This is a genomic window from Citrobacter sp. Marseille-Q6884 (assembly GCF_945906775.1).
GTDB lineage: Bacteria > Pseudomonadota > Gammaproteobacteria > Enterobacterales > Enterobacteriaceae > Citrobacter.
This window is the reverse complement of record NZ_CAMDRE010000002.1, coordinates 564,347-576,254: the sequence shown is the minus strand read 5'-3', so window position 1 is coordinate 576,254 and position 11,908 is coordinate 564,347. Positions and strand designations below refer to the sequence as shown.

General features: G+C 53.2%; 14 protein-coding genes. 11 read left to right on the top strand and 3 right to left on the bottom strand.

Annotated features, from left to right (window positions below; genetic code table 11):
• Nucleotides 1-44 precede the first annotated feature (44 nt).
• The gene (locus tag N7268_RS17715; RefSeq protein ID WP_260863895.1) at nucleotides 45-1,154 is read left to right on the top strand and encodes a YcbX family protein; all 1,110 of its coding nucleotides are present in this window, start codon (nucleotides 45-47) and stop codon (nucleotides 1,152-1,154) included.
• Here N7268_RS17715 and zapC read toward each other — a convergent pair.
• Together zapC and pyrD are read right to left on the bottom strand one after the other, a co-directional pair.
• A complete protein-coding gene (gene zapC, locus N7268_RS17710; RefSeq protein WP_198903625.1) occupies nucleotides 1,151-1,693 on the bottom strand; it encodes a cell division protein ZapC in 543 nt (180 codons plus the stop codon). The genes N7268_RS17715 and zapC overlap by 4 nt on opposite strands.
• A gap of 166 nt (nucleotides 1,694-1,859) precedes the next feature.
• Complete coding sequence (gene pyrD / locus N7268_RS17705; RefSeq protein WP_260863894.1) at nucleotides 1,860-2,870, bottom strand: quinone-dependent dihydroorotate dehydrogenase; 1,011 nt, start codon at nucleotides 2,868-2,870, stop codon at nucleotides 1,860-1,862.
• Between the two features lie 243 nt (nucleotides 2,871-3,113).
• Between pyrD and ssuE the strand changes: the two genes are divergently transcribed.
• The 5 genes from ssuE to ssuB are packed head-to-tail and all read left to right on the top strand — an operon-like array spanning nucleotide 3,114 to nucleotide 7,364.
• Nucleotides 3,114-3,689 (top strand): NADPH-dependent FMN reductase, encoded by a 576-nt coding sequence (gene ssuE / locus N7268_RS17700; protein WP_260863893.1) that lies wholly within the window; start codon nucleotides 3,114-3,116, stop codon nucleotides 3,687-3,689.
• Nucleotides 3,682-4,653, top strand: a complete 972-nt coding sequence (locus tag N7268_RS17695) for a sulfonate ABC transporter substrate-binding protein (RefSeq protein WP_260863892.1) — start codon at nucleotides 3,682-3,684, stop codon at nucleotides 4,651-4,653. The genes ssuE and N7268_RS17695 overlap by 8 nt, the downstream gene beginning before the upstream one ends.
• Nucleotides 4,653-5,798: an FMNH2-dependent alkanesulfonate monooxygenase gene (ssuD, locus tag N7268_RS17690; protein ID WP_260863891.1), complete on the top strand. Its 1,146-nt coding sequence runs from the start codon at nucleotides 4,653-4,655 to the stop codon at nucleotides 5,796-5,798. Before N7268_RS17695 ends, ssuD begins: the two co-directional genes overlap by 1 nt.
• Before the next feature lie 10 nt (nucleotides 5,799-5,808).
• Complete coding sequence (gene ssuC, locus N7268_RS17685; protein WP_260863890.1) at nucleotides 5,809-6,600, top strand: aliphatic sulfonate ABC transporter permease SsuC; 792 nt, start codon at nucleotides 5,809-5,811, stop codon at nucleotides 6,598-6,600.
• Nucleotides 6,597-7,364: an aliphatic sulfonates ABC transporter ATP-binding protein gene (gene ssuB, locus N7268_RS17680; RefSeq protein WP_260863889.1), complete on the top strand. Its 768-nt coding sequence runs from the start codon at nucleotides 6,597-6,599 to the stop codon at nucleotides 7,362-7,364. The genes ssuC and ssuB overlap by 4 nt, the downstream gene beginning before the upstream one ends.
• A 59-nt stretch (nucleotides 7,365-7,423) precedes the next feature.
• Here the strand turns inward: ssuB and dusC are convergent, their stop codons facing one another.
• Complete coding sequence (gene dusC / locus N7268_RS17675; protein WP_260863888.1) at nucleotides 7,424-8,362, bottom strand: tRNA dihydrouridine(16) synthase DusC; 939 nt, start codon at nucleotides 8,360-8,362, stop codon at nucleotides 7,424-7,426.
• A gap of 216 nt (nucleotides 8,363-8,578) precedes the next feature.
• Here dusC and N7268_RS17670 point away from each other — a divergent pair, with 216 nt between their 5' ends.
• From N7268_RS17670 to N7268_RS17650, 5 genes are all read left to right on the top strand, one after another.
• Nucleotides 8,579-8,977, top strand: a complete 399-nt coding sequence (locus N7268_RS17670) for a CidA/LrgA family protein (RefSeq protein WP_260863887.1) — start codon at nucleotides 8,579-8,581, stop codon at nucleotides 8,975-8,977.
• On the top strand, nucleotides 8,974-9,669 hold the full coding sequence (locus N7268_RS17665; protein ID WP_198903618.1) for a CidB/LrgB family autolysis modulator: 696 nt from the start codon (nucleotides 8,974-8,976) through the stop codon (nucleotides 9,667-9,669). Before N7268_RS17670 ends, N7268_RS17665 begins: the two co-directional genes overlap by 4 nt.
• A gap of 148 nt (nucleotides 9,670-9,817) precedes the next feature.
• The gene (gene cdd / locus N7268_RS17660) at nucleotides 9,818-10,702 is read left to right on the top strand and encodes a cytidine deaminase (RefSeq protein ID WP_260863886.1); all 885 of its coding nucleotides are present in this window, start codon (nucleotides 9,818-9,820) and stop codon (nucleotides 10,700-10,702) included.
• 165 nt (nucleotides 10,703-10,867) lie between these two features.
• Entirely contained in the window at nucleotides 10,868-11,587 is a 720-nt protein-coding gene (sanA, locus tag N7268_RS17655) for an outer membrane permeability protein SanA (protein ID WP_198903616.1), read from the top strand.
• A 2-nt stretch (nucleotides 11,588-11,589) separates the two neighbouring features.
• Entirely contained in the window at nucleotides 11,590-11,829 is a 240-nt protein-coding gene (locus N7268_RS17650; RefSeq protein ID WP_260863885.1) for a DUF2542 family protein, read from the top strand.
• Nucleotides 11,830-11,908: the final 79 nt, after the last annotated feature.

The following is an 11,908-nucleotide window of genomic DNA, read 5'->3' as shown; positions in this document are numbered from 1 at the left end:
TTGTCATAAAGTTGAAGGCTTATTTTCGTTCGAGGGACTGTACAGTGGTAACGTTAACCCGACTTTTTATTCATCCGGTTAAATCAATGCGCGGCATTGGGCTAACGCACGCCCTGGCAGACGTGAGTGGTCTGGCCTTTGATCGCATCTTTATGATTACCGAACCCGACGGAACGTTTATTACCGCGCGACAGTTTCCGCAGATGGTGCGTTTCACCCCTTCTCCTTTGTATGACGGGCTGCATCTCACGGCGCCGGACGGCAGCAGCGCGGTAGTACGCTTTGATGACTTCGCAACCCAGGATGCGCCGACCGAGGTCTGGGGAAATCACTTTACCGCACGTATCGCGCCGGACGCGATCAACCAATGGCTGAGCGGCTTTTTCTCCCGCGAGGTACAGCTACGTTGGGTTGGCCCCCATCTGACACGGCGGGTGAAGCGCCACCAGAGCGTCCCTTTATCTTTCGCCGATGGTTATCCGTTTCTCCTGACGAATGACGCGTCCCTGCGTGATTTACAACAGCGCTGTCCGGCAAGTGTCAAAATGGAGCAGTTTCGCCCCAATCTGGTGGTTTCCGGGGCTGGAGCCTGGGAAGAAGATACCTGGAAGGTGATTCGTATTGGTGACGTTATTTTTGATGTCGCCAAGCCCTGTAGCCGGTGTATTTTCACAACGGTCAGCCCGGAAAAAGGCCAGAAACATCCGTCAGGCGAGCCGCTGGCGACGCTGCAAACCTTCCGTACAGCAGCGGATAATGGCGATGTCGATTTTGGTCAGAATTTGATTGCGCGTAACAGCGGCGTGATCCGCGTCGGGGATGATGTCGAAATTCTGGCAACCGGTCCGGGCAGAGTTTACGGTGCGGCTGAATCTGATGATACCGTACCACAGCAACAGCAACCTGATGCCACGGTGCTCATTGACTGGCAGGGACAAACCTTTCGCGGGAACAATCAGCAGGTGTTGCTTGAACAACTGGAGAACCAGGGGATCCGTGTTCCCTATTCGTGCCGGGCGGGAATCTGCGGATGCTGCCGGATTCGGCTGGTAGACGGTGAAGTCAGTCCGTTGAAAAAATCAGCCATTGGCGATGACGGGACGATTCTTTGCTGCAGTTGTGTGCCGAAAACAGCAATCAGGCTGGAAAGTTAAACCGCCTGCTCAAGGCTGAAACTGTCAGCAGGGATCTGCGGTTTCAGTCTGTCATTCATGATTTTAATCGCGTCGCCAAGCTGCATGGTGCGCCCGGCAATCACCACGCCAGGCTGCGCAAGCAAGCAAAGCGCCGCATTTTCACCCGGCTCTACCACTAGCAGATTTACCTGCTCTTCGGTATCACTTAAATAAACGCAGGCCGCGTCACCGACCACGGGCGACCAGTTAATGGTATGCGCCACAAAGTGCCAACTTTTAGGCATTTGCGGTTTGAGATAACGAATAGCCACCAGCGCATTAAGCACCAGTTCTGCTTTTTGTTCTTTGGCTAAATCCAGATAGCGACATTTTTCTTCGAAGGAAAAATAAAGCGCGGCATCATCAACACAAAAACCAGACGGCGAAAAAGCATCAGGGGTGAGCATTTTGCGAGCAAAACGCGAGCGAAATAACATGCCATTGGCTAAATCGAGCATCATACGATCGTGCTCTTCATCATAATACCAGCGCCAGTTATCGTCAGGTTTAATTCGCATCAGTCTCTCTCCTTTCCGTAATCATCACCATTGCGGCGGCATCCTTTTACCGCTTCGTTTATTGCCCTAATAATAAAAGCGTAAAATGTTTAAATAAGCAACAGTAAAGGAATATAAAACAACCAGGGCTAGAAATAAAGCCCTGGCTGTCGGATTAAGGCAAAGTTCAGATATTGGTTACGATTTCTTTAATCAATGGCGGACCTTTAAAAATAAATCCGGAATAAATCTGAACCAGTGAAGCACCCGCCGCTATTTTCTCACGGGCAGCAATGACCGAGTCGATACCGCCCACACCGATAATAGGCAGTTGTCCATTTAACTCGTGGGACAACATACGAATAATTTCTGTGCTTTTTAATTGTAACGGTCGGCCACTCAGACCACCCATTTGATCGCAATTTTTCATTCCCTGAACCAGGGAACGATCGAGCGTTGTGTTCGTGGCAATCACGCCATCGATATTATGGCGAACTAAACTGTCGGCAACCTGGATCAGTTCTTCCACAGAAAGATCCGGGGCGATCTTTACCGCCACCGGAACATATTTATGGTGGATCGCTTGCAGTTCGTTTTGTTTATTTTTAATTGCCGTCAGCAGATCATCCAGCGCCTCGCCATATTGCAGCGTACGTAAGCCTGGCGTATTAGGCGATGAGATATTAATCGCAATATAACCGGCATAGGCATAGACTTTTTCCATACAAATCAGATAGTCATCTTTGCCATTCTCTACCGGGGTATCTTTATTCTTACCAATATTAATCCCGAGGATGCCGTCAAAATGGGATTTTTTAACGTTCTCCACCAGGTTATCAACACCCAGATTATTGAACCCCATACGGTTGATCAAACCTTCCGCATCGACCAGACGGAACAAGCGCGGCTTATCATTACCCGGTTGAGGACGTGGCGTTACAGTGCCGATCTCAATCGAGCCAAATCCCATCGCACCGAGTGCATCGATGCACTCCCCATCCTTATCCAACCCTGCGGCAAGACCGAGCGGGTTTTTAAACGTCAGCCCCATGCAGTTGACCGGCTTTGCGGGGACTTTTTGGCGAACAAGCGCTTCGAGCGGCGTGCCCGTAATGCGACGTAATTGCTGGAATGTCAATTCATGAGCGCGCTCTGGATCGAGCTGAAAAAGGGCTTTACGAACGAAGGGGTAGTACATGAACTCTCCTGGATTCCCGGTGTGCAAACCGGGGGCGTATTATGTGCGATCGCGAGCAAAAAGGGAATTGACCTGCGGCAATAAATAGCAAACGTTTTCTTCCGATCTCCGTTTTATGCAATTTTCAGCTTTTCTATGCCGTATAAATCATTTCGGTAAACAAAATCTCTCTGCCAGACTGCACAAATTGTTATCAATGTTAAACAAAAGAGAACAATTGGTTATAAGGAGAGTCTGGAAATTATGCGCGTTATCACTCTGGCGGGAAGCCCACGCTTTCCCTCTCGCTCCAGTGCGTTACTGGAATATGCGCGAGAAAAACTGAACGGGCAGGATGTCGACGTTTACCACTGGAATCTTCATAATTTTGAGCCCGAAGATCTGATCTATGCGCGGTTTGACAGCCCGGCGCTGAAAACGTTTATCGAGCAATTAAAGGCGGCAGACGGACTGATTGTGGCCACCCCAGTCTATAAAGCCGCTTACTCAGGTGCGTTGAAAACGCTGCTCGACCTGTTACCCGAGCGGGCGCTGGAAGGTAAAGTGGTATTGCCGCTGGCAACCGGCGGCACGGTAGCACATTTACTGGCGGTCGATTACGCCTTAAAACCGGTGTTGAGCGCACTCAAAGCCCAGGAAATTCTACACGGCGTCTTTGCTGATGATTCGCAGGTCATCGAGTATCAGCATAAACCCCAGTTTACGCCGAACCTGCAGTCACGTCTGGACAACGCGCTCGACACGTTCTGGCTGGCGTTACATCGTCGCGACATACCGCTCCCGCAGTTGCACCCCCTGCGAGGCGCCGCCCATGCTTAATTTGCTCAAACGTCACACGCCATGGCTGGCGCTCGCGGGATTGCTGTCGCTCTCATCGCAGATTCAGGCCGCAGATGTTGCGCCTGATTCGCTGCGCATTGGTTATCAGAAAGGGAGCGTCAGTATGGTGCTGGCCAAAAGCCATCAACTCCTGGAGAAGCGCTACCCGCAAACAACGATCTCATGGGTCGAGTTTCCGGCCGGGCCGCAAATGCTGGAGGCCTTAAATATCGGCAGTATCGATCTGGGCAGTACCGGGGATATTCCACCGATCTTTGCCCAGGCCGCCGGAGCCGATCTGGTCTACGTCGGCGTCGAACCACCCAAACCAAAGGCCGAAGTGATTTTGGTGCCGAAAGACAGCCCGATTCACACTGTTGCGGAACTCAAAGGGCATAAAGTCGCCTTCCAGAAAGGCTCCAGCGCGCACAATCTCCTGCTTCGTGCGCTGCAACAAGCCGGACTGAAGTTTACCGATATTCAACCCACTTATTTGACCCCCGCCGATGCGCGTGCGGCCTTTCAACAGGGGAATGTCGATGCGTGGGCCATCTGGGATCCGTACTACTCCGCTGCCTTATTGCAAGGTGACGTCCGTGTCCTGAAAGACGGTACCGACCTCAAACAGACGGGTTCGTTTTATCTCGCTGCGCGTCCTTATGCTGAGAAAAATGGGGCGTTTGTCCTCGGTGTCCTCGACACATTTAGCCAGGCCGATGCCTTAACCCTCAGCCAACGCGAACAGAGCATTACACTCCTGGCAAAAACCATGGGGCTACCCGAACCGGTCATTGCCTCTTATCTGGATCATCGTCCCCCAACCACCATTACGCCCGTTAGCGCGACTGTCGCCACATTGCAGCAACAAACCGCCGATCTGTTTTATGACAACCGTCTGGTGCCGAAAAAAGTCGATATTCGCCAGCGAATCTGGCAACCCACCTCGCAGACAGGAGCAAAATGATGAGTCTGAATATGTTTTGGTTTTTACCGACGCACGGTGACGGGCACTATCTGGGCACCGAACAAGGCTCCCGTCCGGTCGATCACAGCTACCTACAACAGATCGCGCAAACGGCCGATCGTCTGGGCTTTACCGGCGTACTGATCCCGACCGGTCGCTCATGTGAAGATGCCTGGCTGGTGGCTGCCTCAATGATCCCGGTCACCCAGCGATTAAAATTTCTGGTCGCACTGCGTCCGAGCGTAACCTCACCCACGGTTGCGGCTCGTCAGGCCGCCACGCTTGACCGGTTGTCCAATGGTCGGGCGCTGTTTAACCTGGTAACGGGTAGTGACCCACAAGAGCTGGCGGGTGATGGCGTTTTTCTCGATCACGCTGAACGTTATGAAGCCTCAGCGGAATTTACCCACGTATGGCGACGCTTGTTGCAAGGTGAAACCGTGGATTTCAGCGGTAAGCATATTCACGTTCGCGGCGCGCAGCTCTTTTTCCCACCAGTGCAACAACCTCATCCCCCGCTCTATTTCGGAGGGTCTTCTGATGTGGCGCAGGATCTTGCCGCCGAGCAGGTTGATCTTTATTTGACCTGGGGCGAACCACCCGAACAGGTGAAAGAGAAAATTGAGCAAGTACGAGCAAAAGCAGCAGCACTTGGACGAAAGATCCGTTTCGGCATTCGCCTGCATGTGATCGTACGCGAAACCACCGAAGAGGCGTGGCGAGCAGCGGATCGCCTGATCGCGCATCTTGATGACGAAACCATTGCGAAAGCGCAGGCCGCATTCTCCAGAACAGACTCCGTCGGTCAGCATCGAATGGCTGCGTTGCACAATGGCAAGCGCGACAAGCTGGAAATTAGCCCTAACCTGTGGGCTGGTGTCGGGCTGGTACGCGGCGGCGCAGGCACGGCACTGGTCGGCGACGGTCCCACGGTTGCGGCGCGCATAAACGAATATGCGGCATTGGGTATCGACAGTTTTGTGTTATCCGGATACCCGCACCTGGAGGAAGCCTGGAAAGTCGGAGAGCTGTTGTTCCCACACCTGGATGTGGCAATCCCGGACATTCCGCAGCCACAGCGCCTTCATCAGCAGGGCGAAGCGGTCGCTAACGCATTTATCCCACGCAAGGTTGCACAAAGCTAAGGAGCAGATGATGGCGACACGAAATGAAAGAGGGTTGCTACGCCTGGCTCCCTGGTTTTTACCGACCGCACTGGTGGCGCTATGGCAACTGGCTTCTTCCATGGGTTGGCTCTCCACCCGCATTCTGCCCTCCCCGGAGGGTGTGGTGGAAGCCTTCTGGACGCTGTCAGCTAGCGGCGAGCTTTGGCAGCATCTGACAATCAGCGCCTGGCGGGCATTGATCGGGTTTTCTATCGGCGGATCGCTTGGCCTGGCGCTGGGGCTGATCAGCGGGTTATCGCGTTGGGGCGAGCGTCTGCTGGATACCTCTGTGCAAATGCTGCGTAACGTTCCACACCTGGCGCTGATCCCGCTGGTTATTTTGTGGTTTGGAATTGATGAATCCGCCAAGATCTTTCTTGTCGCGCTGGGCACCCTGTTCCCGATGTACATCAACACCTGGCACGGGATCCGCAATATCGACCGCGGGCTGGTCGAGATGGCGCGCAGTTACGGCTTATCCGGTGTTTCACTTTTTATTCATGTCATCTTACCCGGCGCCCTGCCCTCGATTATGGTGGGCGTACGTTTTGCCCTCGGGCTGATGTGGCTCACGCTGATTGTCGCGGAAACCATTTCTGCCAATGCCGGCATTGGTTACCTGGCCATGAATGCCCGTGAATTTTTGCAAACCGATGTGGTGGTGGTCGCCATCATTCTTTATGCCCTGCTCGGTAAACTTGCCGACGTCAGCGCCCAATTACTGGAACGTATCTGGCTTCGCTGGAATCCCGCTTATCATGTGAAGGAGGCGACAGTATGAAAACCGCTCGTTTAAATCAGGGAACGCCGCTGCTGCTGAGCGCTGTAACCAAGCGCTACGCCGCAAATACCGTCCTCAATCAGTTAGATTTGCATATTCCTGCCGGGCAGTTTGTCGCCGTGGTCGGTCGCAGCGGTGGCGGAAAAAGTACATTATTGCGTCTGCTGGCTGGGCTGGAATCCCCGACAGCCGGTGAAATACTCGCCGGAACCACGCCACTGGCGGACATGCAGGACGATACGCGCATGATGTTTCAGGATGCACGTCTGCTGCCGTGGAAATCCGTGATCGATAACGTGGGTCTGGGTCTGAAAGGCCACTGGCGTGATGCAGCCGGTCAGGCGCTCACCTCGGTTGGGCTGGAAAACCGGGCGGCCGAGTGGCCTGCCGCCCTCTCCGGTGGGCAAAAACAGCGCGTGGCGCTGGCGCGCGCCTTAATCCACCGCCCCGGGCTGCTGCTGCTGGATGAACCCCTCGGCGCACTGGATGCCCTAACGCGCCTGGACATGCAGGATCTGATTGTTTCGTTGTGGCAAGAGCACGGATTTACCGTTCTGCTGGTGACACATGATGTCAGCGAAGCCGTGGCTATGGCTGACCGCGTATTGCTGATTGAAGACGGGAAAATTGGTCTGGATCTGACGGTGGATATTCCACGCCCGCGTCGGCTGGGTTCTGTGCGGCTGGCTGAGCTGGAAGCGGAAGTCTTAAACCGGGTCATGCAGAGAGGATACACAGAACAGCCCGCACGTAAACACGGCTGATGATGCCGGATAGCGCTTGTCGCTTATCCGGCCAACAACACCATTGCGTCAGCGTTCAGTTAAACATCAATGGCCTGAATCGCACGCGCGATATCCGGTGAATTATTTAACGCGCGAATCTCCTGAAACAGGACTGTCGCTTCTGAATACTCTTTACGTAAATAGCCCAGCCACTGTTTGATACGCGCCACATGGTACAACCCGGTATCGCCCTGCTTTTCCAGCCGGGTGTATTTTTTCAATAACCCCACCACGTCAGGCCATGGCATGCGTGGCTCATTGAATTTCACCACACGGCTAAGATTGGGAATATTTAACGCGCCGCGTCCGATCATCACCGCATCACACCCCGTCACGGCCATGCAATCTTGCGCGCTCTGCCAGTCCCAGATTTCACCATTCGCAATCACCGGAATGGTCAGCCGCTGGCGGATCTCGCCAATCGCCTGCCAGTTAATATGTTCGGCTTTGTAGCCCTGCTCTTTGGTACGACCATGCACCACCAGTTCGCTGGCACCTGCTTGCTGGACGGCGTCGGCAATTTCAAACTGCCTGTCGCTGCTGTCCCAGCCCAGACGGATTTTTACGGTCACCGGTAAATGATCGGGAACCGCCTCGCGCATCGCTTTGGCACCCTGATAGATAAGCTCAGGATCTTTCAAGAGCGTAGCGCCGCCACCGCTGCCGTTAACCAATTTTGAGGGGCAACCGCAGTTCAGATCGACACCGAACGATCCCAGTTCTACCGCGCGGGCCGCGTTCTCCGCCAGCCATTGTGGATACTGACCCAACAGCTGTATGCGAACACGCGTACCCGATGTCGTCCGGCTGGCATTGAGTAACTCAGGACAAATGCGGTGAAACACTTTTACCGGCAGGCGTTGATCCACCACCCGGACAAACTCGGTGATGCAGAGATCGTAATCATTCACTTCCGTCAGTAGCTCGCGCACCAGAGAGTCGAGCACACCTTCCATCGGCGCCAGTAAAACTCGCATATCATTACCTGTAAAAAAGAGAGGCGCTATGTTAACTGCTCTGAAGGAGGGTTGAAAGCACAGAGGATACGTTCTTACCGCTATTCTCTTTTCAGGGTCGCCTTTCGCCACTGTTCCCGTTATCTATTTCCACTATGCTTAGAATTCATGGTGTGATCGGTAGCACGTTTTAAAGTTTAATTGTATGATGAATCAGTCTCGTCAAGGGTTTCAAATATGAGCAAGTCACTGAATATTATCTGGCAATATATACGCGCTTTCGTGCTGATTTATGCCTGCCTTTACGCCGGTATTTTTCTGGCATCGCTGCTACCTATCACTATTCCGGGCAGCATTATCGGCATGCTGATTCTGTTTGTCCTGCTGGCATTACAGATCCTGCCAGCGAAATGGGTGAATCCAGGTTGCTATATCCTGATCCGCTACATGGCTCTGCTGTTTGTGCCCATTGGCGTTGGGATCATGCAGTACTTTGACTTGCTACGCGCCCAGTTTGGTCCGGTGGTGGTCTCCTGCACCATCAGTACGCTGGTCGTTTTCCTGGTCGTGAGCTGGAGCTCCCACCTTGTACACGGTGAACGCAAAATCGTTGGGCAAAAAGGGTCTAAAAAATGATGTCGTATATCTGGTGGTCGTTACCCCTCACGCTGGCGGTATTTTTTGGCGCACGTAGATTGGCTATGCGGTTTAAAATGCCGCTGCTCAACCCTCTGCTCGTCGCCATGGTCGTTATTATTCCTTTTCTGCTTCTGACCGGTATTCCCTACGATCACTACTTCAAAGGCAGCGAGGTTCTCAACAATTTACTCCAACCTGCCGTGGTGGCTCTGGCTTATCCGCTCTATGAGCAGTTACACCAGATCCGCGCCCGCTGGAAATCCATTATTGCCATCTGTTTTGCCGGCAGCGTCGTGGCAATGGTAACCGGTACCACCATCGCCTTGCTGCTGGGAGCATCACCGGAAATTGCTGCGTCTATCATGCCTAAATCGGTCACAACGCCGATCGCAATGGCTGTGGGTGGCAGTATTGGCGGTATTCCGGCAATCAGCGCAGTGTGCGTCATTTTTGTCGGTATTCTCGGTGCCGTGTTTGGTCATATCCTGTTAAATGCAATGCGTATTCATACTAAGGCCGCACGTGGGCTGGCGATGGGTACCGCCTCGCACGCCCTCGGCACGGCACGTTGTGCCGAACTGGATTACCAGGAAGGCGCTTTTGGTTCTCTGGCGCTGGTCATTTGCGGGATTATTACCTCGCTGGTTGCCCCATTCCTGTTCCCGGTGATCCTGGCAATCGTGCGTTAATCCCGATTTTTAGGTCATTTATTTGCGATACGTTGCACATTTTTAATTTAAGTTTCATAAGTTGCATAAGCAATGAGATTTGGATCACATATAAAGCCGTAACAGGCCCGTAAACTACGATTCCATTACATTGTTATGAGGCATCGCCATGCATCCACGTTTTCAAACTGCTTTTGCCCAACTCGCGGATAACTTGCAATCGGCCCTGGCCCCCCTGCTGGCAGATGAGCATTTCCCTGCCATGCTGACGGCGGAGCAGGTCTCTTTGCTTAAACGCGAATCGGGATTGGACGAAGACACGCTGGCATTCGCTCTGCTGCCGCTGGCAGCAGCTTGCGCTCGAACTGACCTGTCCCACTTTAACGTCGGCGCCATTGCGCGCGGCATCAGTGGTACCTGGTATTTCGGTGGGAATATGGAATTCCTCGGCGCGACGATGCAGCAAACTGTTCACGCCGAGCAAAGCGCCATCAGTCACGCCTGGCTGCGCGGTGAAAAAGGACTCGCCGCCATCACCGTTAACTACACGCCTTGCGGTCATTGCCGTCAGTTTATGAACGAACTGAACAGCGGACTGGATTTACGCATTCATCTGCCAGGACGCGAGCCGCACGCGCTGCGCGACTACCTGCCGGACGCTTTCGGCCCGAAAGATTTGGACATCAAAACCCTGCTGATGGATGACCAGAATCACGGTTTTGCGCTGAAAGGCGATGCACTGAGCCAGGCGGCAATTGCCGCGGCTAATCGCTGCCATATGCCTTACAGTCACGCGCCAAGCGGCGTTGCGCTAGAGTGCAAAGACGGCCAGATTTTTGCCGGTAGCTATGCTGAAAACGCCGCTTTCAACCCAACGCTCCCTCCCCTGCAGGGTGCATTAAACCTGCTGAATCTGAACGGCTATGACTATCCAGACATTCAGCGCGCCGTGCTGGCAGAAAAAGCCGATGCGCCACTGATCCAGTGGGACGCCACCGCAGCAACGCTGAAAGCATTAGGTTGCAATAATATCGACCGCGTACTGCTGGGTTAATAAGCCTCTTTCCGGCCTGATACGTGGTTTGCGTCCAGGCCAGATAAGCACAGCACCATCGGGCAACAGTGCCTAAAATCCCCTCAATCAGACTGCTGTTTCTTGCGCTACGCCGTCGGGTACAGTAGCCTGATTGAAATTCCATCCAATTATCGAGTTTTCTGCATGTTAAAGCGCGTGTTTTACAGCCTGTTAGTCCTGATCGGCTTGCTGCTGTTAACTGTGCTTGGCCTCGACAGATGGATGAGCTGGAAAACCGCGCCCTACATCTACGACGAACTGCAGGATTTACCCTATCGCCAGGTCGGCGTGGTATTAGGCACAGCGAAATACTATCGTACCGGTGTGATTAACCAGTATTACCGCTACCGTATTCAGGGCGCCTTAAACGCCTACAACAGCGGCAAGGTTAACTACCTGCTGCTCAGCGGCGATAACGCGCTGCAAAGTTATAATGAGCCGATGACGATGCGTAAAGATCTGATAGCCGCTGGCGTCGATCCTGCCGACATTGTGCTTGATTACGCCGGATTTCGTACACTCGACTCCATTGTGCGTACCCGAAAAGTATTCGATACCAACGATTTCATCATCATTACTCAGCGATTCCACTGTGAGCGCGCGTTGTTTATTGCGCTACATATGGGCATTCAGGCTCAGTGCTACGCCGTACCTTCGCCAAAAGATATGCTGACCGTACGGGTGCGCGAATTTGGCGCCCGTTTTGGCGCGCTTGCCGATCTTTATATTTTCAAACGTGAACCGCGGTTTTTAGGTCCGCTGGTGCCAATCCCCGCAATGCACCAGGTACCCGATGATGCGCAGGGTTATCCGGCGGTCACGCCGGAACAATTACTCGAATTACAAAAGAAACAAGGAAAATAAGCATGGATGTACAAACCCTCTTCGTCGTTTTGGCCTTTTTGCTGATCCCTGTGTTTTGTTTCCGCGAAGCCTGGAAAGGACTACGCACAGGGGCAGTGGATAAAATTAAGAAGAACGCGCAAGAGCCGGTTTACGCTTATCGTCATGAAGAGCCCGTGCAATTCTGGTCTTACGTTGTTGTTTACGCCGGGTTTGGATGCTTGTCTGTCGGGATGGTGGTGTATTTAGTCTTTTATCGATAAGCGATGAAGTGACATTGACTGGCAGATGCGCAACGCTGTTACGCAGAATGTAAAAAAGCCCGGAGCAGCTCCGGGCTTT

Excerpts from the sequence above, each read along its gene's own strand:
- dusC (WP_260863888.1), bottom strand. The coding sequence starts at position 8,362 with ATGCGAGTTTTACTGGCGCCGATGGAAGGTGTGCTCGACTCTCTGGTG.
- N7268_RS17670 (WP_260863887.1), top strand. The coding sequence starts at position 8,579 with ATGAGCAAGTCACTGAATATTATCTGGCAATATATACGCGCTTTCGTG.
- ssuD (WP_260863891.1), top strand. The coding sequence starts at position 4,653 with ATGAGTCTGAATATGTTTTGGTTTTTACCGACGCACGGTGACGGGCAC.
- ssuC (WP_260863890.1), top strand. The coding sequence starts at position 5,809 with ATGGCGACACGAAATGAAAGAGGGTTGCTACGCCTGGCTCCCTGGTTT.
- cdd (WP_260863886.1), top strand. The coding sequence starts at position 9,818 with ATGCATCCACGTTTTCAAACTGCTTTTGCCCAACTCGCGGATAACTTG.
- N7268_RS17695 (WP_260863892.1), top strand. The coding sequence starts at position 3,682 with ATGCTTAATTTGCTCAAACGTCACACGCCATGGCTGGCGCTCGCGGGA.
- ssuB (WP_260863889.1), top strand. The coding sequence starts at position 6,597 with ATGAAAACCGCTCGTTTAAATCAGGGAACGCCGCTGCTGCTGAGCGCT.
- ssuE (WP_260863893.1), top strand. The coding sequence starts at position 3,114 with ATGCGCGTTATCACTCTGGCGGGAAGCCCACGCTTTCCCTCTCGCTCC.
- zapC (WP_198903625.1), bottom strand. The coding sequence starts at position 1,693 with ATGCGAATTAAACCTGACGATAACTGGCGCTGGTATTATGATGAAGAG.
- N7268_RS17650 (WP_260863885.1), top strand. The coding sequence starts at position 11,590 with ATGGATGTACAAACCCTCTTCGTCGTTTTGGCCTTTTTGCTGATCCCT.
- pyrD (WP_260863894.1), bottom strand. The coding sequence starts at position 2,870 with ATGTACTACCCCTTCGTTCGTAAAGCCCTTTTTCAGCTCGATCCAGAG.
- N7268_RS17665 (WP_198903618.1), top strand. The coding sequence starts at position 8,974 with ATGATGTCGTATATCTGGTGGTCGTTACCCCTCACGCTGGCGGTATTT.
- sanA (WP_198903616.1), top strand. The coding sequence starts at position 10,868 with ATGTTAAAGCGCGTGTTTTACAGCCTGTTAGTCCTGATCGGCTTGCTG.